Origin of the sequence: Buttiauxella sp. S19-1 (genome assembly GCF_022134725.1) — a bacterium.
Taxonomy (GTDB): Bacteria; Pseudomonadota; Gammaproteobacteria; order Enterobacterales; family Enterobacteriaceae; genus Buttiauxella; species Buttiauxella ferragutiae.
On record NZ_JAHWLU010000073.1, the window covers coordinates 1 to 25,444 of the forward strand.

Here is a 25,444-nt window from a genome sequence, read left to right on the forward strand (position 1 = left end):
GGGTGGCCACCGTCGCCACCCTAAGAACCCGGACTCCCGGCAAATAAATCGCCGCAAGCGGTAAACCTCCATTTTGCCTCCGTGTCAGGGTCGGTTGCGATTCGTTCCCGACGATCGCGCCCTCCAGTCGTTCCCGACGACTGGACCCTGTCATCTGGAGTCAAAATGGAGGCGATTTAAGCCGGACCCGAAATTCAAGGTCAAAGTCAAAAGCCAGAGCGGTTTTGACTTTGTTCCCAGCTTCCATCGCACCGTTTTTCACCCTTCAGTTGGGGTCACGTGGTCGGAAACCACGTGAGAGAGCGATCGCCTGACTAAAAATGTCAGGAACATTTTTGAACAACGCTTGCGTTGGCCACGAAGTGGTTCGGCACAGGGATGTGCCGAATAAACGAATCGCGAACGACCGCGAATGTTGGGTAAAAAACGGTGTTTACCGCTTTAGCGGCGATTGATTTGCCGGGCGCCTGGATTATCAAGGTGTTGGCGTTAACCCCTTGATACGTTCACCGTTTTGGGGATTAAAGAGATAACTGAATGCACGGGTGAACGGAAAATCAGCGAGGCTAACAGATCTCGCCCTGACAAGATTGCCAGAGCGAGTTGTGTATAAGAGGCTGCGGACTGAGAGGGGAATTTCAGATTACGGTGCCGGGTAAGTATAAATCCGGTTCACCGCTTCTAACTCTTCAAGAACATCTTCACTTAAATCCAGATGCAGGCTTTCAAGGTTGGTTTTCAACTGCTCAAGCGTAGTTGCGCCCAACAGTGTGCTGGCAACAAACGGTTGGCGGCGAACAAAAGCCAAAGCCATTTGCGCGGGATCCAGATTGTGTCGTTTAGCGACATCGACATAAGCCGCAACTGCATGCTGAGTTTGTTCACCGCTGTAGCGTGTGAAACGACTAAACAGTGTGTGGCGCGCACCTGCAGGTTTGGCTCCGTTGAGATATTTCCCGGTCAGTGTGCCGAACCCCAGGCAGGAATAGGCCAGCAGCTCAACACCTTCACGCTGAGTGATCTCCGCCAGCCCCACTTCAAAGCTGCGGTTTACCAGACTGTACGGGTTTTGGATGGTGACAATGCGCGGTAAATCATGTTTTTCAGCCAGTTGCAGGTAACGCATAACGCCCCATGGCGTTTCGTTGGATACACCGATGTAGCGGATTTTCCCGGCACGCTGGAACTCAGTCAGTGCTTCCAGGGTTTCAAGCAATGTGACCGGCACTGCGTTATCGGTCCACGTATAACCCAGCTTGCCAAAGCAGTTGGTGGCGCGTTGCGGCCAGTGAACTTGATAGAGATCGATATAGTCGGTTTGCAGACGCTTCAGGCTGGCATCCAGCGCATCACGAATGTTCCTGCGATCCAGCATTTGGTTTGGGCGAATGCCAACATCATTATTGCGGCTCGGGCCGCTGACCTTGGTGGCAATGATCAGCTTCTCGCGATTCGCGCGCTGCTTTAGCCAGTTACCGACATAGGTCTCTGTTAACCCTTGTGTCTCCGGGCGTGGCGGGACAGGGTACATTTCTGCGACATCAATCAGGTTAACGCCCTGGTGTACTGCGTAATCAAGCTGTGCATGTGCGTCGGCTTCGCTGTTTTGCTCACCAAACGTCATGGTTCCCAACCCTAGCGTACTTATTTCAAGGGAGCTGTGGGGGATACGGTGATATTGCATAGCCGCTTTCCTTATTCTTATGTCTTATCGGTCAGGCGAGCGCCCGACAAAAAATGGACTATAAACATGGCAGAGGGGGAGCAAAAGCGGAAGAGGGTAAGTGAAGAAAAAGTGTTACAGGCCAGCGAGGCGCTGACCTTTAAAGGCTGTATTTTCTAGCGTTCAATGATTTGTGAAACATCATCGCGATTAATTTGCATCTCGTTGCCTTGCTGATCGCGATAGCTGACTAAGCCTGTGTCGTCATCGACTTTGGGTTTCCCGTCAGTCAGGATCATACGGCCATCTTTGGTCGCCATCACGTAATCACTGCTACAACCGGAAACCGCAAATGCCAGACCGACAGCGGAAATAAGAACTGCCCATTTTTTCATCGTTATTCGCCTCGTGTGGTTTGGTATGACCTATACAGTCTAGTAATAACTCGACTAGCCAGAGATGATAAGCAGTAAATTCTTAAAAGAAACAGAAGGGAAGCGAGAATCTGGGGGGCAAGCCAAATAAATCTACAACGAGAAATGATTAGCTAGCAGAGCCGCTGTAAAGTTCTTTTTTAGATAAAAACCGCGTGGTAACGTCAGAATTGGTGCGCCGTCGGCACCCACCGCATCAGTTAACGCTTTACTGTTGGCAGCTTTCGGACGCAACTGCAGTACTTCACCATGACGGGCAGTGATACGTTCGACCTGGCCCAGCACAATTAAATCCATCAACTCTTCCCAATCCAAACGTAGCTGCCGCTCTTCCTCTGCTGAAGGTGCCCACAATAATGGTGAGCCGATATGCCTTTCCGCCAGCGGAATTTGCCGCTCTCCTTCAACAGGGATCCACAGCACGCGTTTTAGCTTGTGGCGCACATGGCTGGTTTCCCAAACCACGCCAGTATTGCCGGTGAGTGGGGCAACACAAACAAAAGTGGTTTCCAGTGGGCGACCGAGTCTATCAACCGGGATCGTTTTTAATTCGATACCTAGTGCTGCGAAATCTTGCTCGGGTTTGCTCCCAGCACTGGCACCCAGCCACAATTCAAGTAGAACCCCGATCCAACCTTTGTCACGTTTCAGATCTTTAGGGATCGGCAAATCGGCTAACGTCGCCAATTCACCCAGCGTATATCCCGCGAGTTTCTGGGCTTGAGCCAGTAAAATCTGTTCGTTTTCTGGAGGGTTAAGTAAAGGACGAAGTGCTTCCATTGTGCCTGATTGCCGATCGGTTAAAAAATGAACGTGGTTTACCCACAAGATGGAAATAGTTTAGCGTGTCGGGGGTAAGAATGGCAATCTACTGATTTTGAATCATTTTTATCACCAAAAAGGAGAAGTTTTGGATTCTGAAAAAACCTTTTCCCATTCTGGTCACTGGCAATGAACAGGATCTTACACTGGGTTATCCACAGAAAAATGGGATAACTGGTAAAAAAGCTCACTACTGGTTCGATTTACAGCCTTGACTGGGGGGTAAAACCCATTTTTTCACCAGTTTGTGACTAACTTGTTGGCACAATCTGTGGATAAAAACGTCATTGGTCGATCTTTCATCAGTGTGAGGTTCTGGCATGTGACGATCATCACACTTCCTGGGTGTAAGTTGATTTATCATTGGTTATCTAACTGAAATTTATGTTTTTTTTATTTATGAAAATCACGATGAATTTAGACTTATCCTAAGTTGTCCCGAGAGTATCAGGTAGTTCTTCACAGTTATATCCACAGAAAAAGTGAATAAACCCCATGCTCCAAACTGGCTAATGTTTATAACTCGGTCATATTTTGTGAGTTATTCAATTGTTATTCCTTCTTGCAACCGTTACACAGTGGTTTACCGTCTAGCGCTTGTATGAAACAATCGCCCTAATCTAAGTTTGTTTTGAGGTAGTCCGGTGATCGATGATGATGGCTACCGCCCGAATGTTGGTATCGTAATCTGTAATCGGCAGGGTCAAGTGATGTGGGCCAGGCGTTTTGGTCAACATTCCTGGCAGTTTCCGCAAGGTGGCATCAATCCTGGCGAATCCCCGGAACAGGCAATGTACCGGGAGCTTTTCGAGGAAGTGGGGTTACAGCGAAAAGATGTCCGAATACTCGCCTCGACCCGAAACTGGTTACGTTACAAGTTACCTAAACGTTTGGTGCGTTGGGACACAAAGCCGGTTTGTATCGGCCAGAAACAAAAATGGTTTCTCTTGCAGTTGATCAGCAGCGATAACGATATCAATATGCAAACCAGTAGTACCCCAGAGTTTGATGGCTGGCGTTGGGTTAGCTATTGGTATCCGGTTCGTCAGGTTGTCTCCTTTAAACGCGATGTTTATCGTCGGGTGATGAAAGAGTTTGCCAGCGTCGTAATGCCGCTGCAGGAAGTTGCGCCACCACGTAATAACGCGCCTGCCTGGCGACGTAAAAGAGGTTAAGTCACGCGAAAAATGCTCACCCGTTTGCGAGAAATAGTCGAGAAGGTTGCCAGCGCTCCGCGCCTCAATGAGGCGCTGGATATTCTGGTTACAGATATCTGCCTTGCGATGGACACCGAGGTATGCTCGGTTTATCTCGCAGATCATGACCGGCGTTGCTTTTACCTGATGGCGACGCGCGGCCTTAAAAAGCCGCGTGGTCGCACCATAACACTCGCATTTGATGAAGGCATTGTCGGGTTGGTCGGGCGCCTTGCTGAGCCGATAAACCTTGCTGATGCGCAAAAACACCCGAGCTTTAAATATGTTCCCGCAGTAAAAGAGGAACGTTTTCGAGCCTTCCTTGGGGTGCCAATCATCCAACGACGCCAGTTATTGGGTGTGCTGGTGGTGCAACAACGTGAGCACCGGCAATATGATGAAAGCGAGGAGTCCTTCCTCGTCACACTCGCCACACAAATGGCCGCCATCCTCTCTCAATCACAGTTAGCCGCCTTATTCGGCCAGTACCGCCAGACACGTATTCGGGCATTGCCTGCATCGCCGGGCGTGGCGATTGCTGAGGGCTGGATGGATTCGACGCTCCCGTTAATGGAGCAAGTTTCTGAAGCATCGACACTGGATACCACGCTTGAGCGAGAGCGCCTTACTGCCGCACTGGAAGAGGCGTCTAACGAGTTTCGCCGCTACAGCAAACGCTTTGCAGCGGGGGCTCAGAAAGAAACGGCAGCTATCTTTGATCTCTATTCGCACCTGTTAACCGATGCCCGGCTTCGTCGAGAATTATTCGAAGAAGTGGACAAAGGCTCGGTTGCGGAATGGGCAGTTAAAAAAGTTATCGAAAAGTTTGCGGAGCAATTCGCAAGTCTGACTGACGGCTACTTAAAAGAACGAGCTGGCGACCTGCGTACCCTCGGCCAACGCTTGTTATTCCATCTCGATGACACCATTCAGAGTGCGAACACGTGGCCTGAACGCTTTGTCTTAGTGGCTGATGAGTTATCCGCAACCACGCTCGCCGAGTTGCCGCAAAACCGCCTGGTTGGTGTGGTGGTGCGCGACGGTGCGGCGAACTCCCATGCCGCCATCATGGTACGTGCGTTGGGCATCCCAACAGTTATGGGGGCGGATATTCAGCCTTCGGTATTGCATCGCCGTACTTTAATTGTCGATGGCTACCGTGGTGAATTGTTGGTTGACCCGGAAACGGTGCTGTTGCAGGAATACCAGCGCCTCATTACCGAAGAGAACGAACTTACCCGCCTGGTAGAGGATGACGTTGATAGCCCGGCAGCGCTGAAAAGCGGTGAGCGTGTCCAGGTGATGTTGAATGCAGGTCTGAGCCCTGAACATGAACAACTGCTTGGCAGCCGCATTGATGGCATTGGTCTGTATCGCACCGAAATCCCGTTCATGTTGCAAAGTGGTTTTCCATCGGAAGAAGAGCAAGTCGCCCAGTATCAGGGGATGTTGCAAATGTTTAACGATAAGCCCGTCACGCTGCGAACGCTTGATGTGGGGGCGGATAAACAATTGCCATACATGCCAATCAGTGAGGAGAACCCGTGTCTTGGCTGGCGTGGGATACGCATCACGCTTGACCAGCCCGAAATTTTCCTGGTGCAAGTGCGAGCTATGCTGCGTGCCAATGCTGCCACTGGCAACCTGAGTATTCTGTTGCCGATGATTACCAGCATCGATGAAATAGACGAAGCGCGTCGTCTGATAGACCGCGCTGGGCGCGAAGTAGAAGAAGTACTGGGTTATGAATTACCAAAACTGCGTATTGGCATCATGGTGGAAGTCCCATCAATGGTGTTCATGCTGGGCCATCTTGCCAGCCGGGTTGACTTCATCTCTGTCGGTACTAATGACCTGACGCAATATTTACTGGCCGTTGACCGTAACAATACCCGCGTCGCAAGTCTGTATGACAGCCTGCATCCGGCTATGCTGCGCGCATTGAATCACATTGCCAAAGAAGCTGAACGTCACGGCATCGATCTCTGTCTGTGCGGTGAAATGGCCGGCGACCCAATGTGTGTTGCGCTGTTGGTTGGCATGGGTTATCGCCATTTGTCGATGAACGGCCGTTCAGTGGCTCGTGTTAAATATTTGCTGCGCCACATTAGTCTGGAAGAGGTGCAATTGCTGTCACAGCGTAGTCTTGAGGCTCAGCTAGCGACAGAAGTGCGCCACCAGGTCGCGTCTTTCATGGAGCGTCGTGGTATGGGCGGTTTGATTCGCGGCGGGCGCTAAGGCGCCTGTCGTTTCCTTTCACTTCTGGTATTACATATCTTTTACAACTTCCGCGACTTAACCCTGGTGCCCTTTGTGCTATGATCCGCTGCTTTCGGAGCGCATCCGCACAGATGCGTACTTGCAACCCATCGTCGGCTTTCGGTGGGGTAACAATGGTTTGTGGTGACAGATGAATAGTGGCTATCTGCATTTCCCTGAATTTGACCCAGTGATTTTTTCCATTGGGCCAGTCTCTTTGCACTGGTATGGCGTGATGTACCTGGTCGGCTTCGTGTTCGCCATGTGGCTTGCTGGCCGCCGTGCCAATAAACCAGGCAGCGGTTGGACGAAAGATGAAGTCGAAAACCTGCTGTATGCTGGCTTCCTGGGGGTATTCCTCGGTGGGCGCCTTGGTTATGTGTTCTTCTACAACCTGCCTACTTTTCTTGCCGATCCACTGTACCTGTTTAAAGTCTGGGATGGCGGCATGTCCTTCCATGGCGGGTTGGTCGGTGTTATCTGCGTAATGATTTGGTTTGCGCGCCGCACCAAGCGTTCATTCTTCCAGGTTGCTGATTTTATCGCACCGCTGATTCCATTTGGCCTGGGTGCGGGTCGCCTTGGCAACTTCATCAACGGCGAACTCTGGGGCCGCGTCGATCCGAGCTTCAAGTGGGCCATGTTATTCCCGGGTTCTCGCAGTGAAGATATTGGCCTGCTGGCGACACACCCGGAATGGCAGTCGTTGTTTAACACCTACGGTGTCTTGCCACGCCATCCTTCCCAGCTTTACGAAATGGTTCTGGAAGGTATCGTACTGTTCATTATCTTGAACCTGTATATCCGCAAGCCACGCCCGATGGGAGCCGTTTCCGGCTTGTTCCTGATTGGCTACGGTGCATTCCGTATTATCGTTGAATTCTTCCGCCAGCCAGATGCGCAGTTTACCGGTGCGTGGGTTCAGTACATCAGCATGGGGCAAATCCTCTCGATTCCGATGATTGTGGCCGGTGTGATTATGATGGTTTGGGCGTATCGTCGCCGTCCACAGCAACAGCTTTCGTGAGGAAACATGCAACAATATCTTGATTTGATGAAACATGTGCTGGAAAACGGCACACCAAAAGATGACCGTACCGGCACGGGTACGTTGTCGGTTTTCGGTCATCAAATGCGCTTCAATTTGCAAGATGGTTTCCCTCTGGTTACCACTAAACGCTGCCATTTACGCTCCATCATTCATGAACTGCTGTGGTTCCTGAAAGGCGATACCAACGTTGCCTATTTGCACGAAAACAACGTCTCCATCTGGGACGAATGGGCAGATGAAAATGGCGATCTTGGCCCTGTGTATGGCAAGCAATGGCGCTCATGGGCAACCCCTGATGGCCGCCATATCGACCAGTTAACCACCGTGATTAACCAGCTTAAAAACGACCCAGATTCGCGCCGCATTATTGTTTCGGCGTGGAATGTGGGTGAACTGGATAAAATGGCGTTAGCTCCGTGCCATGCGTTCTTCCAGTTCTACGTGGCTGACGGCAAACTTTCTTGCCAGCTCTACCAGCGCTCGTGCGACATTTTCCTGGGTCTGCCGTTTAATATCGCCAGTTATGCTTTGCTGGTGCATATGATGGCGCAGCAATGTGGCCTTGAAGTGGGGGATTTTGTCTGGACGGGCGGTGATACGCACCTGTACAGCAACCACCTTGAGCAAACTCGCCTGCAATTAACACGTGAGCCGCGAGCACTGCCAAAACTGGTAATCAAACGTAAACCTGAATCTTTGTTTGACTACCGTTTCGAAGATTTCGACATTGAAGGCTACGATCCGCACCCAGCGATCAAAGCTCCTGTCGCTATCTAACGAGTCATAGCCTGCCATAACCGGTGCCATTTGTGCGCCGGTTTTTTTTGCCTGTGCAATGGTATTGCGAGCCTCCTTCCAGCACTTCTGCAACCTAAAGCAACCACCAATCTTTCCTTCGAGAAGCCTCGAGAATCAAACGTTTGCCAGTAGCCAGGAATTTTATGGCTGGCACACTGCCGCCATGAAAACAAAACAGTACGGATTTAGCCTGATAGAAATGATGGTGGTGATGGCCATTGTCGTGATGCTTAGCGCGGGCGGAATGTACGGCTGGCAACAATGGCAACAACAGCAGCGCATGTGGATAACCATCCAACAAATTCGTCATTTATTCGAACAGCTGCGCAGTGATGCCTCCTGGCATAATCGTGACCATTTACTCACGGTGAATCGTCACGGGAAAACGTGGTGCCTGTCCAGCAAGCTCATTGAAGCAACCCAATGCCTGTCTGCAGGGCGGTGGCGGTTGGTTCAACCTTTTGCTGATGTCGATATTACCGAAGTAACAGCAGGGCTTGGATTTTATGGCATCAGAAGTACCGCCTGGCCGGGCCACGTTACGTTGCAAAGCGCGACAGGAAAATGGCGCGTGGTGCTCTCAGCTCAGGGGCGGATCCGGGTGTGTGACGTGACAGGGAGTAACAAATGCAGCTAAACCAGCAGGGATTTACCTTACTTGAAACGCTCATCGCGATGGCTTTAAGTAGCATTGTCTTGCTGGGGGCTGGCCGTTTATTTCCGGTGCTCCAACGCGCGGTATTACAACAATATCAAAAAGAAACAGTGCAAGAATCGCTGTGGCAACTGGCGTTTAGTTTGGGGAAACAGCTACAGCGGGCGGGTTATTGCCACGGAAATTGTACGGGGCAGGGGCTGGTGCTGAGCAAAGGGGGAGAATGCGTTTTGTTGCAATGGGATAGCAACAGCAACGGACGTTGGGAACCTGCTAGTCATGCACAAACAGAACAGACAGGTTTTCGGCTCAATGGTACTGACCTGGAAGCTTTACGCGGAGCGACTCGTTGCGAAGGTTCTGGCTGGGAAAAATTATCCGATCCAGCCACGATGGTGATACAGAAATTTACTGTTACCCGTTTGGCACGCCAGGCCATGTCATCTCTGTTGATTATCGATCTCGCTGCAGCCTCCAAAAGTGGTCGAAATCCAGTGTCTCTGCGTCATATAGTCGTGGGGTATAACCAGTGAACAAGCGGTTCGAACGGGGTAACGTCACCCTCGGGTTTGTCCTGTTACTGTTCGCTTTGGGGATGCTAATACTGAGCGGATTACAGCAGCAGTTAAGCCACCAAAAATTTCTGGTCGCCAGTGAGGTCGGTTTTCTTAAACAATATGCCAGTGCTGTCTCGGCTCAATCCTGGGGGAGTCAGTTATCGTGGCAACCACAGCAATCCTGGCATTGCCAGCAACAGACCGAAAACGGCTGGAAAGCCTGTGTGCGAATGCAAGAAAAAAATGAAGCTGTTATGGCGGCATTCGGTATTGTCTCTGGGCAAAAAACGCCACTGATTCTTTGGGAATGGGGAATACTGGTCAACTCACGCTGGTCAGCAGTGCCGCATGGCTGGCTGGATTTCTGCCCGTTTGATGAGGTGACACGATGCCAGCTTCCCCAATGAAATCATTACAGCGAGGCTTTAGCCTGGTGGAAGTGCTTTGTGCTATGGCATTGTTTTCTATGGTGATGTTGGCTTTACTTGGTTATCACCGGGTGTTGCAGCAGGGTTTTCAGTCTCAGTGGCAATTCCGACAACTTTGGCGGCTTGCGGTGGAAATGAGTGAACCAGAATCGCCCTTACCAACTGATGAATGGAAAGTCAGTCGGCAGCAGACATCCACGGCTGGATGTGTCAGCATCGACGTTACGATTAAGAGTCCGGCAGGGCGAACTGGGCAGTTGTCACAGTTACATTGCCTGAAGAAAGAGAAAAGTCAGGAGTAGCGATTCTATGTTGCGTGTTTACCATTCCAACCAGCTGGATGTGCTTGAAGCAATTATGGAATTTATTGTGGAACAGCGACCCTTGCCAGATCCCTTCGAGCCCGAAGTGGTATTGGTACAAAGTACTGGTATGGCGCAATGGCTACAAATGACGCTGGCGCAAAAATTCGGTATCGCGGCAAACATCAGCTTCCCGCTTCCGGCGAGCTTTATATGGGATATGTTTGTGCGCGTGCTGCCAAATATCCCTGAGCAAAGTGCATTCAACAAACAAAGCATGAGCTGGAAGTTAATGACGCTCATCCCGACAATGCTGGAACAGAGCGAGTTTGCCCTGCTTAAACAGTATCTTGAAGAAGATGACAACGGTCGAAAACTCTCTCAGCTAGCTTCAAGAATTGCTGACCTTTATGACCAGTATTTAGTTTATCGCCCAGATTGGCTAAGCCAGTGGGAAAAGGGAGAACTTGTCGACAATGTGGGCGAAGCTCAATTGTGGCAGGCTCCACTATGGGCGGCTTTGGTGCGCCATACGCAAGAACTTGGGCAACCAGAATGGCACCGTGCCAATCTGTATCAACGTTTTATTAAGGCTCTTGAATCTGCCAGCGAATGCCCGCCAGGTTTGCCATCCCGGGTCTTTATTTGTGGGATTTCAGCGTTACCACCTGTTTACCTTCAGGCGCTGCAAGCCCTGGGTAAACACATTGATGTGCACTTGCTGTTTACCAACCCTTGCCGCTATTACTGGGGCGATATTAAAGACCCGTCTTATCTTGCCAGGCTTATCAGCCGTCGCCGTCGCAAACACACTCAGGAAGACATTACGCTGCCACTTTTTAAAGACAGCAATACGGCTTCTGCACTGTTCAACGACGACGGTGAGCAAGATATTGGCAACCCATTACTGGCCTCGTGGGGGAAATTAGGGCGAGACTACACATACTTGTTGGCCGAGCTGCAGCATTTCGAAGAAATAGACGTTTTTGTCGATATCAAACCTAATAACCTGCTGCGTAATTTGCAGTTCGATTTGCTTGAGTTACAAAACAATGCGGTCACAGGACTTACCGTCGAAGAGTTTGAACACAGTCATAAGAAACGTGTCCTTGCTCAAGAAGACCATTCCGTCACCTTCCACGAGTGCCATAGCCCGCAACGCGAAGTAGAAGTGTTGCATGATCAATTGTTGGCGATGCTGGATGCTGATCCAACGTTGACACCGCGCGATATCATCGTGATGGTGGCTGATATCGACAGCTACAGCCCGTTTATCCAGGCCGTATTCGGTAATGCCACAGGCGAACGTCGTTTGCCATTTGCGATTTCTGACCGGCGGGCAAGACAAGCTCACCCGGCGCTACAAGCATTTATCGCCTTACTTTCACTACCTGACAGCCGCTTTGCCGCACAGGATGTTCTTGCTCTGCTTGAAGTTCCCGCACTGGCTGCCCGTTTCTCCATTAATGAAGAAGGGCTGCGTTATTTACGCCTGTGGGTGAATGAATCAGGTATCCGTTGGGGTATTGATGACGACAACGTTCGTGAATTAGATCTTCCGGCTACCGGGCAACATACCTGGCGCTTTGGTTTAACGCGCATGTTGTTGGGTTATGCAATGGATAGTCAGGCGGGTGAGTGGCAGTCGATCCTTCCTTATGATGAATCGAGTGGCTTAATCGCTGAACTCGTAGGGCAACTGGCTGAGCTGTTAATGCAGCTGAACATTTGGCGGCGCGAGTTATCTGTGGCGCGTCCATTGGCAGAATGGACGACCGTTTGCCGTGACATGTTGGCGAGCTTCTTCCTGCCTGATACCGAAACAGAAGGTGCTCTGGCGCTGATTGAACAGCAGTGGCAAGACATCATCAAATATGGTCTTGAGTCGCATTATCAGGAAAGCATCTCCTTAATTTTATTAAGAGAGGAGCTGGCGCAGCGGCTAGATCAAGAGCGTATTAGCCAACGTTTTCTGGCTGGGCCGATTAACTTCTGCACCTTGATGCCGATGCGTTCTATCCCGTTCAAAGTGGTGTGCTTGCTTGGCATGAATGACGGGGTGTACCCACGCGCGTTGGCACCACTTGGCTTTGATTTAATGAGTCAGAAGCCTCAGCGCGGCGACCGTAGCCGCAGGGATGACGATCGGTACTTGTTCCTCGAGGCACTTAACTCAGCACAATTGCGCTTCTATATCAGTTATATCGGGCGCTCTATTCAGGACAACAGTCAGCGCTATCCTTCTGTATTAGTTGATGAACTCCTGGATTACATCGCCCAAAGCCATTGCTTGCCGCAAGACACTGAACGAACCTGCGATGACAGCAGTGAGCGTGTGAAAAAACATCTGGTTCAGCAGCATAACCGTACCCCATTTGAGGCGGGGAATTTTATCCCTGGTCTATCGGCACAAAGCTATGCCAGGGAATGGTTGCCTGCCGCCAGCGAGCAAGGGGAAGCACAGGTTCCGTTTATTCAGTCATTACAAGAAGTTGTTCATGACGTCATCACTCTGGATCAACTACAACGTTTCTGGCGACATCCGGTGCGTGCCTTTTTCCAGATGCGTTTGGGTATCAATTTCCGTCTTGAAGAAACTGACCTCCCTGATGCGGAACCTTTCACATTAGATAGCCTTGAACGCTTCCAGATGAACCAGGAATTACTGAATACGCTGGTTCAGGAAGATGACACTCAGCAATTATTCCGCCGCTACCGGGCTGCTGGCCTCTTGCCATATGGTGCTTTTGGCGAAATTTTATGGGAAAGCCAGTTAACAGAAATGGAAGAACTGGCGCAAAAAGTGAGAGCCGAACGGCAAAATGGCAACAGCCAGGAAGTGTCGCTGCTCATCGATGGAACAAGTCTGGAAGGCTGGCTGTCGGATGTGCAGGAAGACGGCCTGCTGCGCTGGCGGCCATCAATCCTCAACCCAGCACATGGTTTGCAATTGTGGATTGAGCATGTGGTTTGGTGTGCGATGGGGGGGAGTGGTGAAAGCCGTTTGTTCGGGCGGGATTCGACCGAGTGGAAGTTCCCCTCACTTGATGTTGAGCAGGCAAAAAACTATCTCCAGCAACTTATTGATGGTTATCGGAAAGGGTTAACGCAACCGCTACTCCTCCTCCCAATTAGTGGGGGGGCGTGGATAAAAGCCTGTTACGAACCGGCGAATGATGCCATTTTATGGGACGAGCAAACGCAACAGAAAGCCAAAAGTAAGCTATTGGCCGCCTGGGAAGGGAATCAGAGAGTCGAAGGTGAAGGGGCCGATATGTGGCTACAACGCTTGTATCGAACGCTGGAACCTGACTACTACGAAGCCATCATTACCGAGGCTGAGCGTTACTTGCTGCCGCTGTATCGTTTTAACAAAGCATAAAGTCCAGTATAAAAATTGCACAATTTCGTGGGTTCATCTATGATGCGCAACTTGCTCAGGATTGGCGAAAAAAGCATCAATTAAAATAACAAATTTGTTTGAAAATTGTTAATGATGAGTGAGTTATACCTTTTGTACTGTAGATCACAGGCATACATAGCATGTGAAGTATGACGGGTATAGGAAGTTTCGTGATTATGAGGTTCGTGAATGCCTAGATGTAGCACCTGGTTAAAACCGCTTTTCTTGTTAGTCGCTCTTTGGGCACCATTAAGTCAGGCAGACACGGGTTGGCAACCCATCCAGGAAACTATCCGTAAAAGTGAGAAAGACACTCGTCAATATCAGGCTGTACGTCTTGATAACGGTATGACGGTTCTGCTGGTATCCGATCCGCAAGCCGTTAAATCATTGTCTGCGTTAGTGGTTCCGGTTGGATCCTTAGAAGATCCAGACGACCATCTTGGCCTGGCTCACTATCTTGAACATATGACGCTGATGGGCTCTAAAAAGTATCCCGAGCCGGATAGCCTGTCAGAGTTTCTCAAAAAGCATGGTGGCAGCCATAACGCCAGCACCGCAACTTACCGCACCGCGTTTTACCTTGAAGTGGAAAACGATGCGCTAGAAGGGGCGGTCGATCGTTTGTCTGATGCTATCGCTGAGCCAAACCTCGCCCCAGAATATGCTGAACGTGAACGCAATGCGGTCAATGCCGAGCTGACTTTAGCCCGTGCTCGTGACGGTATGCGCATGGCGCAAGTCAGTGCCGAAACCATTAACCCTGCCCACCCTGGCTCACGTTTTTCCGGTGGTAATCTGGAAACTCTGCGCGACAAACCTGGCAGCAAGTTGCTGGATGCGCTGGTGGCTTTCCGTGATAAATATTATTCCGCAAACCTGATGAAAGCGGTTATTTACAGCAATAAGCCATTGCCTGAATTGGCAAAGATTGCTGTGGAAACCTATGGACGGGTGCCGAATAAAAATATCGAACGGCCGAGCATTGACGTGCCCGTCGTGACAGACGCACAAAAAGGCATAGTGATTCACTACGTGCCGGCATTGCCGCGCAAAGTGGTACGAGTTGAATTCCGAATCGACAACAATAGCGATAAATTCCGCAGCAAAACCGATGAATTGATTGGCTATTTGATTGGCGTCCGTAGCAACAACACCCTCTCTGATTGGCTGCAAAAGCAAGGCCTTGCAGACAGTATTCGTGCCGACTCCGATCCTATAGTTAACGGCAATAGCGGCGTGTTCGCCATTTCCGTGTCATTGACGGATAAAGGTCTTGCTCAACGTGATGAAGTTGTGGCGGCTATTTTCAGCTATTTAAATCAATTGCGTGAAAATGGTGTCGATAAAAGCTATTTCGATGAGCTTTCCCATGTGTTGGATCTCGACTTCCGTTATCCGTCAATTAGCCGCGATATGGATTACGTGGAATGGTTAGCTGACACCATGCTGCGCGTTCCGGTTGAACATACGCTGGATGCCGTAAATATTGCCGATCAATACGACCCGGCAGCCATCAAAGCTCGGCTGGATATGATGACGCCACAGAATGCGCGCATCTGGTATATCAGCCCGAAAGAACCACATAACAAAACCGCTTATTTTGTTGAAGCGCCTTATCAGGTCGATAAAATTACCCCACAAGTATTCAGCGACTGGCAGCAAAAAACCGCGGCAATTAAGCTGGAATTGCCTCAGTTGAACCCGTACATACCGGACGATTTTACGTTGGTTAAACCAGAAAAAACCTACGCTCACCCAGAGCTGTTGGTGAAAGAGCCTGGTTTACGCGTGCTGTATATGCCAAGCCACTATTTTGCCAGCGAGCCTAAAGCTAATGTGACGATGGTGCTGCGTAATCCACAGGCCATGGACAGCGCGAAAAATCAGGTGCTATTTGCCCTGAATGACTATCTGGCGGGAATTGCCCTGGATCAGTTAAGCAACCAGGCTGCGGTGGGGGGCATTGGTTTCTCAACCAACGCTAACAGTGGTTTGATGGTGAATGCCAATGGCTACACCCAACGTTTACCGCAGCTTTTTGAAGCGCTGTTAAAGGGTTACTTCTCCTATACACCGACCCAGGAACAACTGGATCAGGCGAAGTCGTGGTATACCCAAATGATGGATTCGGCAGACAAAGGCAAAGCTTACGATCAGGCTATTATGCCGGTGCAAATGGTGTCGCAGGTGCCTTATTTCCAACGTGAAGTTCGCCGTGCGCTGTTGCCAGAGCTGACCTTGAAAGATGTGCTTGATTACCGTGACGCCTTAAAAACCAATGCGAAACCTGAGTTTTTAGTGCTGGGTAACATGTCTCCTGAGCAGGCAAAAGAACTGGCGCATAACGTACAAAGCCAGCTTGCCACCAAAGGAAATGAATGGTGCCGCAATAAGGACGTGCTGGTGGATAAACAACATTTAGCGATGTTCGAAAAGGCGGGTAGCAGCACGGATTCAGCGCTGGCGGCGATTTACGTGCCGAAAGGTTATGATGAAACCGTAAGTACCGCTTACAGCTCAATGTTAGGGCAAATTATTCAGCCGTGGTTCTACAACCAGTTACGCACTCAGGAGCAGTTGGGTTACGCAGTGTTCGCCTTCCCGATGTCGGTTGGGCGTCAATGGGGGGTTGGTTTCTTGCTGCAAAGTAACGACAAACAACCTGCATATCTGTACCAACGTTTTAAGGCGTTTTACCCAACAGCCGAGCAAAAGCTGCGTAGCATGAGTCCTGAGGATTTTGCGCAAATTCAGCAGGGCATGATCAGTGAAATTATGCAGGCACCGCAAACCTTGTCTCAGGAAGCTTCGCAACTGAGCAAAGATTTCGATCGCGGAAACCTGGACTTTGATTCGCGTGATAAAGTAGTCGCCGAAATTAAAAAGCTGACTCCGCAGAAACTGGCTGATTTCTTCCACCAGGCCGTGATTGAGCCGCAAGGAATGGCAATTTTGTCGCAAATTTCTGGCAGCAACAATGGCAAGGCAGAGTACGCCGCTCCGGAAGGATGGAAAACCTGGAAGGAGGTCAGCGGGTTGCAACAGTCGTTGCCGCTCGTAGAATCTAAGTGATATACCCGTCATCCTTCAAGCTGCAGGGTGTTGGCTGCACTCACAAACCCCAGTCGCTTACTTAAGTAAGCTCCCGGGGATTTGCTCCCTTGCCGCCTACCAGCAGCTCGAATGCTAACGGGTATAGCAGCCAACACACCTGCAATTTGAAAGACAAAGGGTAAATAATGACCGGAACCACGCAGCCTCTTAATCCCCTGAGTTTACCTTTGACGGGGGAGAGGCTGATTGAAGCCTCTGCCGGTACCGGAAAAACATTCACCATTGCAGCGCTGTATTTGCGCCTGTTACTTGGCCTGGGTGGGCAAAATGCCCATCCTCGTCCACTCTCCGTCGAAGAATTATTGGTCGTAACGTTTACTCAGGCTGCGACCGAAGAACTCCGTGGCCGTATTCGTGCCAATATTCATGAATTACGTATCGCCTGCGTTCGCAACCGTACTGAAAATCCCCTGTTCCAAAGCTTGCTGACGGAGATCCCCGATCTTCACCAGGCTGCACAAATTTTGCGTCTTGCTGAACAGCAAATGGACGAAGCCGCCATCTTTACCATCCATGGTTTTTGCCAAAGGATGCTCAGCCTGAATGCCTTTGAATCAGGTATGTTGTTCGAGCAACAGCTTATTGAAGATGAATCGCTGTTGCGCCGCCATGCATGTGCTGATTTCTGGCGTCGCCATTGTTATCCACTGCCAAAGCCGGTAGCGCAGGTGATGGCTGAGGAATGGGCGGGGCCTGAAGAGTTGCTCCGGGATATAAATAGCTGGTTGCAAGGTGAGCAGCCGGTACTGAAGCAACCGCCTGCCGATGATGAAACGCTGCTGGCGCGTCACCAAAAGATCATCACTGCGATTGAGGATGTAAAAGCACAATGGCGTGCAAGTGCTGACGACATCGTGCAGATTCTCAGTGAAGCGAAAATTGATCGCCGTAGCTACAGCAGTAAAAACTTACCTAACTGGTTGAATATTGTTGGCACCTGGGCGCAAACAGAAACCACGACCTATAAATTGCCCGAGCAACTCGAACGATTCTCTCAATCGATGTTGGATGAGAAAACAAAAGAAGGTCAGCCGCCACAGCATCCGGTTTTCAGAGCAATTAACTCGTTATTAGGCGAACCGCTGACGCTGCGTGATTTAGTCATTGCCCGCGCGATGGCGGAAATCCGTTATACGGTTCAGCAGGAAAAACGCCGTCGAGGGGAGCTGGGATTCGACGATATGCTGACTCGCCTTGATGAGGCATTGCATAAACCCGGTGGTGAAGCGCTAGCTGCTGCTATTCGCGGGCGCTTCCCGGCGGCGATGATTGATGAATTCCAGGATACTGACCCGCAGCAATATCGCATCTTCAGGCGTTTGTATATCAATCAGCCGGACACCGCGCTATTGCTTATTGGCGACCCAAAACAGGCGATATATGCATTCCGTGGCGCGGACATTTTTACCTATATGAAAGCGCGTCATGAGGTAAGTGCCCACTACACGCTCGACACCAACTGGCGCTCATCTCCAGGGATGATAAGCAGTGTGAATACCCTGTTCCAGCAGCTGGATAATCCCTTCTTATTCCAGCAAATTCCTTTCTTAGCGGTGAAAGCCGCAGCCAAAAATAGCGGTCTGCGTTTTACCCTCAAAGGTAAAAATCAGGCGGCGATGTCGTTCTGGGCGCAATCGGGCGATGGCTGCGGAGTGAGTGATTACCAACAAACCATGGCGATGCAGTGCGCGCAGCAGATACGGGATTGGTTAAGCGCCGGGCAGCGCGGCGAAGCGTTGCTGTGGAAGGGGGAAGAATCGCGACCGGTACGGTCATCGGATATTACTATTCTGGTTCGAAGCCGTGGCGAGGCGTCTATTGTGCGCGAAGCCCTGGCGAGCCTGAACATTCCGTCCGTCTATCTTTCAAACCGCGACTCGGTATTCGCAACACCGGAAGCGCGTGAAATTTTGTGGATTTTGCAGGCGGTGCTGGCTCCAGAAATGGAAACCGCGCTGCGCAGTGCAGTCGCGACCAGTATGTTTGGCCTTGATGCCCGCATGATTGAAGCGCTTAACGAAGATGAAAACGCCTGGGATCAACTGGTCGAGGAGTTTTCAGAGTATCGGCACATTTGGTTGCGTCGGGGCGTCATGCCCATGTTACGTGCGCTCATCGCCCGCCGCCAAATTGCCGAAAATTTACTGGCTACACCAGGTGGCGAGCGCCGTCTGACCGATATTCTGCACATCAGCGAATTGCTACAAGAAGAAGCCTCACAAACTGACAGCGAACATGCTCTGGTCCGTTGGTTGGCGCAGCAAGTTGCCGAACCTGATAGCAACGCCTTCAGCCAACAATTACGTCTTGAAAGCGACCGCCATTTGGTACAAGTCGTCACTATTCACAAATCGAAAGGGCTGGAATACCCGCTGGTCTGGTTACCGTTTATCGCCAACTATCGTGCGCAGAACAGCGGTTTGTATCACGACCGTTCTACATTCGCGCCGTTGCTGGATTTAAGCGACGATACTGAAAGCCTGAGTCTCGCTGAAGAAGAGCGCCTGGCAGAAGATTTACGTCTGTTGTATGTGGCTCTGACTCGTTCTATCTGGCATTGCAGTCTCGGTGTTGCCCCGTTGTTTAAAGGGAATCGCGCCAAAAAAGGAGCCAGTGACCTGCATCTTGGGGCATTAGGTTATCTTCTGCAAAAAGGTGAAGCGAAAGATGCTGCGGGTCTTCAGGCTTGTTTGCAGGAACTGGCGAGCGAGTCGATTAGCATTGAAGAACCAAGGTCTGAGGATTTCACGCCATGGCAACCCGTGAGTGCTGAACTTCCGCAACTTAGCGCCCGAATGATGAAAAGACAGGTGGCGGATAACTGGCGTGTGACCAGTTATTCCGGTTTGCAACAGCATGGCAGCAGCCTGGCACAGGATTTATTGCCACGCCTGGATGTCGATGCTGCAGGGGCTGCGCCGGTACAAAGTGAGTCATTACTCACTCCGCACACCTTCCCTCGCGGGGCCGGACCTGGCACATTCCTGCATAGCTTATTCGAAGGCATTGATTTTACTCAGCCACTTGATGAAACGTGGACGGCTAAGCAGTTAGACGAACAAGGTTTTAGCGAGAAGTGGCAGCCGTTGTTAACCGACTGGTTAAGCACAATTTTACAGGCTCCGTTGAATGAAACGGGCGTGTCTCTCAACCAATTAGCGCCACGAGAGAAACAGGTCGAACTGGAATTTTATCTGCCGATTGAGAGTGATTTACAGGCTACGCAACTGGATACCCTGGTGCGTGAATATGATCCGTTATCGTCAGGTTGCCCACCGTTAAACTTCAGGCAAGTGCGTGGCATGCTGAAAGGGTTTATCGACCTGGTGTTCCGCTGGCAAGGGCGCTATTACCTGCTGGATTATAAATCGAACTGGTTAGGCGAAGACAGCAGTGCTTACACTCAGGAAGCTATGGCTTCGGCAATGCAATCTCATCGCTATGATCTGCAATATCAGTTGTATACCCTGGCGCTGCACCGTTATTTGCGCCACCGCATTGCTGATTATGACTACCAGACTCATTTCGGGGGAGTCATTTATCTTTTCTTGCGCGGTGTTGAAAGCCACGGCTCGTCGCAGGGGATTTTTGCCACGCGCCCTGATGAACAATTGATTGTGAAAATGGACGCACTCTTTGCAATGAAAACGGATGTCGCGGCACAAACGGACGAGGTGACGCCATGAAAATGTCTGAGCTGTTACAGCAGGCTGTCGAGCAAAAGCTGTTGCGCGCACTCGATGCGCAGTTTGCCATGATAATTGCCGGTGACGAGCAACCCGCCGTGATGCTGGCCGCCGCGTTAGTCAGCCATGATGCCGGTGAAGGTCATGTCTGCATTCCTCTTTCTCGTTTAACGCCCGAGTTCTGTTTTGCCGGGCGACAACCCGATTTTGCAGAGCAACTGTTTTCCCTGGCTGCACTAAAGTCCGGCTGGCGCGAGGCGCTGCTTGCTTCTGAAGCAGTGAGTGAGCATGAAGGTGCTACGCCGCTGAAGCTGATTGGTGAGCGGCTGTACCTCAATCGGATGTGGCAAAACGAACTGTCGGTAGCACGATTTTTTGGTGAGGAAAATCGTGCTATTACTCTCGACGGAACACAGGTCATCCACGTTCTGAATCAACTGTTTGAACCGATGGCTGATATCGACTGGCAAAAGGTGGCGGCAGCTGTCGCCCTGACGCGGCGCATTTCTGTGATTTCTGGTGGGCCGGGAACCGGCAAAACCACTACAGTTGCCAAATTGCTCGCCGCCCTGGTGCAGCTTTCGGATGACAAACCTTTGCGTATCCAACTTGCGGCACCCACCGGGAAAGCTGCGGCGCGGCTGACGGAATCGCTGGGTTCGGCCTTGCGCCGCTTACCGCTGGATGACGCGCAGAAAGCGGCATTACCGAACGACGCCTGTACGTTGCACCGCTTACTGGGAGCGCAACCCAACAGCCAACGCTTGCGTTACCATGCCGGGAATCCTCTGCATCTTGATGTGCTGGTGGTTGATGAAGCTTCGATGGTCGACTTGCCGATGATGGCGAAATTGATCAACGCAATGCCTGCCCATGCGCGCGTGATTTTCCTCGGCGACCGTGACCAACTGGCTTCAGTAGAAGCGGGTGCGGTGCTTGGAGATATATGCCACTTCGTCACGCACGGATATTCACCGGAGAGAGCCGCTGAGTTAAGCCACCTGACGGGCTATTCACTGCTTGCGGGTGAGGGCAGCCAGGCGAGCGTATTGCGGGATGGGCTTTGTTTGCTGCAAAAAAGCTACCGCTTTGATAGTAAGTCCGGCATTGGGCAACTGGCGTTTGCCGTTAACGCCAGCGATGTGAAGCAGGCCAGAGAGGTCTTCTCAAAAGGTTTTGGTGATATTTCGAAACAGCCGCTCCGTGAGACTGAAGATTATGCGCGGATGATTGCCGACACGGTGGAAGGTTATCGGCCCTATCTTGAGTTGATGCGTAGCCATGCAGATCCCGCGGTGATTCTTGACGCCTTTGGCCGTTATCAGTTGCTGTGTGCGTTGCGGGAGGGGCCGTTTGGCGTTAGTGGCCTGAATAACCGTATCGAACTGGCACTGATTCAAAAACGATTGATTGAGCGGCCAAACCCGACGGTATCGCGCTGGTATAACGGCAGGCCAATTATGATTTCCCGTAACGACAGTTCGTTGGGGTTATTCAACGGCGATATTGGTATTGCTCTGGACATGGGGGAGGGGCTGCGCGTCTGGTTCCCGATGCCGGATGGCAACATCAAATCTGTGCAGCCGAGCCGTCTGCCTGGCCATGAAACCGCATTCGCCATGACGGTGCATAAATCTCAAGGGTCGGAATTCGAGCACGCCGCACTGGTTTTGCCAAATCAATACACCGCAGTGGTGACGCGTGAGCTGGTCTACACCGCAATCACACGTGCTCGCAATCAATTGTCTTTGTACGCCGATGATCGGGTATTAGAAAAAGCGATTGTAACGAAGACGGAACGACGTAGTGGATTGATGGACAGTTTTAGCTAGCCCTTTCAGGGCTAGCTTAGGGTGCTGACAAAGAAGGAAAAAACGTGGTTTTTCCTTCTTTGTGGTTATTAGCCGAAAATCAAGAAATTGATTTTCCTTGTTTTTTATTTGGTGATATATGTTCGCTTTGCGAAAGAATAAGGTTTGTCATCAACCTAAGCTAAATCAGCCATCAACACTTTCGAGCGGCGCTGGTAGTTGTACATCTCTTTTTTGCTTTCTGGCAGCAGTTCAACATCAACCGGCATAAAGCCCCGTTCCTGGAACCAGTGAATGCTCCGGGTTGTCAGCACGAACAGTTTGCTCAGCCCCATTTGACGGGCTTGCGTAGCAATACGCTGCAACAAAACTTCACCGCGTGATGAACTGCGATAATCAGGATGAACTGCAACGCAGGCCATTTCACCAATGCCCTCTTCCTGGAACGGATAGAGTGCAGCACAAGCGATGGTCAGGTTGTCGCGCTGAATAATGGTGAACTTGTCGATCTCCATTTCCAGCTGCTCACGCGAGCGGCGCACCAGAATCCCTTGCTGTTCCAGCGGACGAATCAGCTCCAGAATACCGCCGATATCGTTGATGGTGGCACGACGAATTTGCTCCGCACTCTCCATCACAATCTGCGTACCAATGCCATCGCGGGAGAACAGTTCCTGCAACAGCGCACCATCTTCTTGATAGCTGATTAAATGACTGCGACGCACGCCGCTGCGACAGGCTTTCACTGCACCACGCAGAAAACGCACGGTGCCAGAGTGATAGTCCCCGGCTACTTCAAGCTCTTCAATGCGTTTTTGTGCATCGTTGGGGAACAGTTCTGAAACGATATTGCCGTTGTCATCGATAACGCCCTGAGAAGAGCAGAAGCCAATCATTTTTTCGGCTTTCAGTTTGACCGCCAGTTGCGTGGCAATCTCTTCTGAAGTGAGGTTGAAGCTTTCGCCCGTGACGGAAACCGCGACCGGGCCCATTAGTACGATTGCGCCGTTATCAAGCTGACGGTGAATGGCTTCTTCGTCGATACGACGAACACGACCACTGTGGCAATAATCCACGCCATCATCCACGCCCAAAGGTTGCGCGATAATAAAGTTGCCGCTGACGACGTTGATATGCGCCCCTTGCAACGGTGTGTTGCCAAGGCTCATGGACAAACGTGCTGTGATATCCAGTTGCAATAATCCTGCTGCCTGTTTTACCAGCTCAAGGGTTTTTGCATCAGTGACACGCGTATGTTTGTGATAGATAGGTTCATGATTATGCGAAGCCAGATTGGCATCTATTTGCGGGCGCGCGCCATACACCACCACCAGACGAATTCCCAGGCTGTGTAACAGCCCAATATCATTGACGATACTGGAAAAGTTCTCGTGTTCAATGGCTTCGCCGCCAAGCATAATGACAAACGTTTTTCCCCGATGGGCATTTATATAGGGAACAGAATGGCGGAATCCCTGTACCAGTTCGGTTCTACGTTCCTTCACCACGGCAAGCCCTCACTGCATGATTATTCGTAATTTCTGTATTTTTATTCTTTTATTGCTTCAGGTGCAAGCAGGATTTACCGCAAAGCAGAAATTTCTGCATCTGGCTTGTCAGGGGCTTGATTGCGAATGTTTACCCTTTTATGAGTGACAGTATGGGGATGTTTCGCTAAAGTTTTCGGCTCAAAAAATAAATGTCGTTATTTGGTTCACGGAAAAACACCGCTCAGGAGAGCTATGTCTGATTCCCGTTCTTTAATTAGTCGTCGCCGCTTATTGCAGGGCGCAGGCGCTATGTGGCTACTGAGTGTCAGCCAGGTTGGCTTTGCAGCCTCGAGCCTGGTCGTGGCGGTGCGTGTCTGGCCGGCATCGTCTTACACTCGTGTCACACTGGAATCGAACAAAGAGCTTAAGTATAAGCAGTTCGCACTGAGCAACCCCGATCGGGTGGTGGTGGACATTGAAGGTGTGAATTTAAATTCAGTATTGAAAGGTATTGGCGGCCAAATTCGTGGCGACGATCCTTTTATCAAATCGGCGCGTGTCGGGCAGTTTGATCCGCAAACTGTGCGCATGGTTTTTGAGCTCAAGCAGAACGTCACGCCGCATCTTTTCGCCCTGGCACCGGTAGCAGAATTTAAAGAACGCCTGGTGATGGATCTCTATCCGGCCAATATGAACAGCGAGCAAGATCCGCTGTTAGCCCTGCTGGAAGATTACAACAACGGCAAACTGGACAAAGATGCGCCACCGTCACCTGAACAAGGGCCGAAGCCGGGTAAAGCCGGGCGCGACAGGCCAATTGTGATCATGCTCGATCCTGGGCACGGCGGGGAAGATCCCGGTGCCATCGGGCCAAATAAGACGCGCGAAAAAGACATTGTGCTGCAAATCGCTCGTCGCCTGAAAGCGCTTATTGATAAAGAAGCGAACATGAAAGCCTATATGACGCGTAACGAGGATGTGTTTATCCCGTTAAAAGTCAGGGTGGCGAAAGCGCAGAAGCAACGTGCTGATTTATTTGTTTCTATTCATGCGGATGCGTTTACTTCAGGCGCGGCACGCGGCTCCTCGGTCTTTGCACTTTCAACCAAAGGTGCCACCAGTACTGCGGCAAAATTCCTTGCTCAAACACAGAACGCTGCCGACTTGATCGGTGGGGTGAGTAAGAGTGGTGACAGGTATCTCGACCACACGATGTTCGATATGGTGCAGTCGTTGACCATCAACGATAGCCTTAAATTCGGCAAAGAAGTGCTGACCCGATTGGGTCGAGTGAACAAGCTGCATAAAAACAGTGTTGATCAGGCTGGCTTTGCCGTGCTGAAAGCACCGGATATTCCATCGATTCTGGTGGAAACCGCATTTCTGAGTAACGTTGAGGAAGAGCGCAAACTGCGTACTGCAACTTTCCAGCAGGAAGTTGCGGAGTCAATTCTGGCAGGGATTAGGGCGTACTTTGCGGATAGTTCGCGATTAGCACGGCGTGGATAGTGCCAATTTATTGTCGGATGACGCTTGCGCTTATCCGACCTACAACTGCATTTCGTAGGGTGGACATCAAATCACCCGGATTTCAGATACAAAAAAACACCCGTTAAGGTGTTTAAATGTTGGTTGCGGGGGCCAGATTTGAACTGACGACCTTCGGGTTATGAGCCCGACGAGCTACCAGGCTGCTCCACCCCGCGTCCGTAAACTTCTTTAGTACCCAAATGATTTTCATCATTGCGCTAAACTTCAGCGTCTTAGTTGGT

The 25,444-nt window shown here is 50.8% G+C and carries 17 protein-coding genes and 1 tRNA gene; 13 read left to right on the forward strand and 5 right to left on the reverse strand.

What is annotated here, in order from left to right; all coding sequences use genetic code 11:
• Positions 1-643 precede the first annotated feature (643 nt).
• The 3 genes from MES37_RS15805 to mutH all read right to left on the reverse strand — a co-directional run bounded on the left by MES37_RS15805 (position 644) and on the right by mutH (position 2,877).
• Positions 644-1,684 carry an NADP(H)-dependent aldo-keto reductase gene (locus MES37_RS15805; protein ID WP_064543788.1) on the reverse strand — a complete coding sequence of 347 codons (1,041 nt, stop codon included), beginning with the start codon at positions 1,682-1,684 and terminating at the stop codon, positions 644-646.
• A gap of 155 nt (positions 1,685-1,839) precedes the next feature.
• A complete protein-coding gene (locus MES37_RS15810; protein WP_064543789.1) occupies positions 1,840-2,058 on the reverse strand; it encodes a YgdI/YgdR family lipoprotein in 219 nt (72 codons plus the stop codon).
• 132 nt (positions 2,059-2,190) lie between these two features.
• Positions 2,191-2,877, reverse strand: a complete 687-nt coding sequence (gene mutH, locus MES37_RS15815; protein WP_064543791.1) for a DNA mismatch repair endonuclease MutH — start codon at positions 2,875-2,877, stop codon at positions 2,191-2,193.
• A gap of 686 nt (positions 2,878-3,563) precedes the next feature.
• Between mutH and rppH the strand changes: the two genes are divergently transcribed.
• The 12 genes from rppH to recD all read left to right on the forward strand — a co-directional run bounded on the left by rppH (position 3,564) and on the right by recD (position 22,203).
• The gene (rppH, locus tag MES37_RS15820; protein ID WP_034457550.1) at positions 3,564-4,094 is read left to right on the forward strand and encodes an RNA pyrophosphohydrolase; all 531 of its coding nucleotides are present in this window, start codon (positions 3,564-3,566) and stop codon (positions 4,092-4,094) included.
• Positions 4,095-4,106: 12 nt separating this feature from the next.
• Complete coding sequence (ptsP, locus tag MES37_RS15825) at positions 4,107-6,353, forward strand: phosphoenolpyruvate--protein phosphotransferase (protein WP_064543797.1); 2,247 nt, start codon at positions 4,107-4,109, stop codon at positions 6,351-6,353.
• Between the two features lie 172 nt (positions 6,354-6,525).
• Positions 6,526-7,401: a prolipoprotein diacylglyceryl transferase gene (lgt, locus tag MES37_RS15830; RefSeq protein ID WP_064543799.1), complete on the forward strand. Its 876-nt coding sequence runs from the start codon at positions 6,526-6,528 to the stop codon at positions 7,399-7,401.
• Positions 7,402-7,407: 6 nt separating this feature from the next.
• Positions 7,408-8,202: a thymidylate synthase gene (thyA, locus tag MES37_RS15835; protein WP_064543801.1), complete on the forward strand. Its 795-nt coding sequence runs from the start codon at positions 7,408-7,410 to the stop codon at positions 8,200-8,202.
• A gap of 184 nt (positions 8,203-8,386) precedes the next feature.
• Complete coding sequence (locus MES37_RS15840; RefSeq protein WP_237931975.1) at positions 8,387-8,860, forward strand: prepilin peptidase-dependent protein; 474 nt, start codon at positions 8,387-8,389, stop codon at positions 8,858-8,860.
• Positions 8,851-9,411: a prepilin peptidase-dependent protein gene (locus MES37_RS15845; RefSeq protein WP_064543805.1), complete on the forward strand. Its 561-nt coding sequence runs from the start codon at positions 8,851-8,853 to the stop codon at positions 9,409-9,411. Before MES37_RS15840 ends, MES37_RS15845 begins: the two co-directional genes overlap by 10 nt.
• Positions 9,408-9,842 (forward strand): YgdB family protein, encoded by a 435-nt coding sequence (locus tag MES37_RS15850; RefSeq protein WP_133523170.1) that lies wholly within the window; start codon positions 9,408-9,410, stop codon positions 9,840-9,842. The genes MES37_RS15845 and MES37_RS15850 overlap by 4 nt, the downstream gene beginning before the upstream one ends.
• The gene (locus MES37_RS15855; RefSeq protein ID WP_237931977.1) at positions 9,824-10,165 is read left to right on the forward strand and encodes a prepilin-type N-terminal cleavage/methylation domain-containing protein; all 342 of its coding nucleotides are present in this window, start codon (positions 9,824-9,826) and stop codon (positions 10,163-10,165) included. The genes MES37_RS15850 and MES37_RS15855 overlap by 19 nt, the downstream gene beginning before the upstream one ends.
• 7 nt (positions 10,166-10,172) lie before the next feature.
• The gene (recC, locus tag MES37_RS15860; RefSeq protein ID WP_133523172.1) at positions 10,173-13,547 is read left to right on the forward strand and encodes an exodeoxyribonuclease V subunit gamma; all 3,375 of its coding nucleotides are present in this window, start codon (positions 10,173-10,175) and stop codon (positions 13,545-13,547) included.
• A gap of 210 nt (positions 13,548-13,757) precedes the next feature.
• Positions 13,758-16,643, forward strand: coding sequence for a pitrilysin (ptrA, locus tag MES37_RS15865; protein ID WP_064543812.1), 2,886 nt, complete (start codon positions 13,758-13,760; stop codon positions 16,641-16,643).
• Between the two features lie 167 nt (positions 16,644-16,810).
• Positions 16,811-20,371, forward strand: coding sequence for an exodeoxyribonuclease V subunit beta (gene recB, locus MES37_RS15870; RefSeq protein WP_237931979.1), 3,561 nt, complete (start codon positions 16,811-16,813; stop codon positions 20,369-20,371).
• Complete coding sequence (recD, locus tag MES37_RS15875) at positions 20,368-22,203, forward strand: exodeoxyribonuclease V subunit alpha (RefSeq protein WP_237931981.1); 1,836 nt, start codon at positions 20,368-20,370, stop codon at positions 22,201-22,203. The genes recB and recD overlap by 4 nt, the downstream gene beginning before the upstream one ends.
• 155 nt (positions 22,204-22,358) lie before the next feature.
• Here the strand turns inward: recD and argA are convergent, their stop codons facing one another.
• Complete coding sequence (argA, locus tag MES37_RS15880; RefSeq protein ID WP_064543818.1) at positions 22,359-23,690, reverse strand: amino-acid N-acetyltransferase; 1,332 nt, start codon at positions 23,688-23,690, stop codon at positions 22,359-22,361.
• A 234-nt stretch (positions 23,691-23,924) separates the two neighbouring features.
• Here argA and amiC point away from each other — a divergent pair, with 234 nt between their 5' ends.
• A complete protein-coding gene (amiC, locus tag MES37_RS15885; protein WP_064543819.1) occupies positions 23,925-25,181 on the forward strand; it encodes an N-acetylmuramoyl-L-alanine amidase AmiC in 1,257 nt (418 codons plus the stop codon).
• Positions 25,182-25,301: 120 nt separating this feature from the next.
• On the opposite strand, the gene MES37_RS15890 is transcribed toward amiC, so the two are convergent.
• Positions 25,302-25,378: transfer RNA gene (locus MES37_RS15890), tRNA-Met, on the reverse strand.
• Positions 25,379-25,444: the final 66 nt, after the last annotated feature.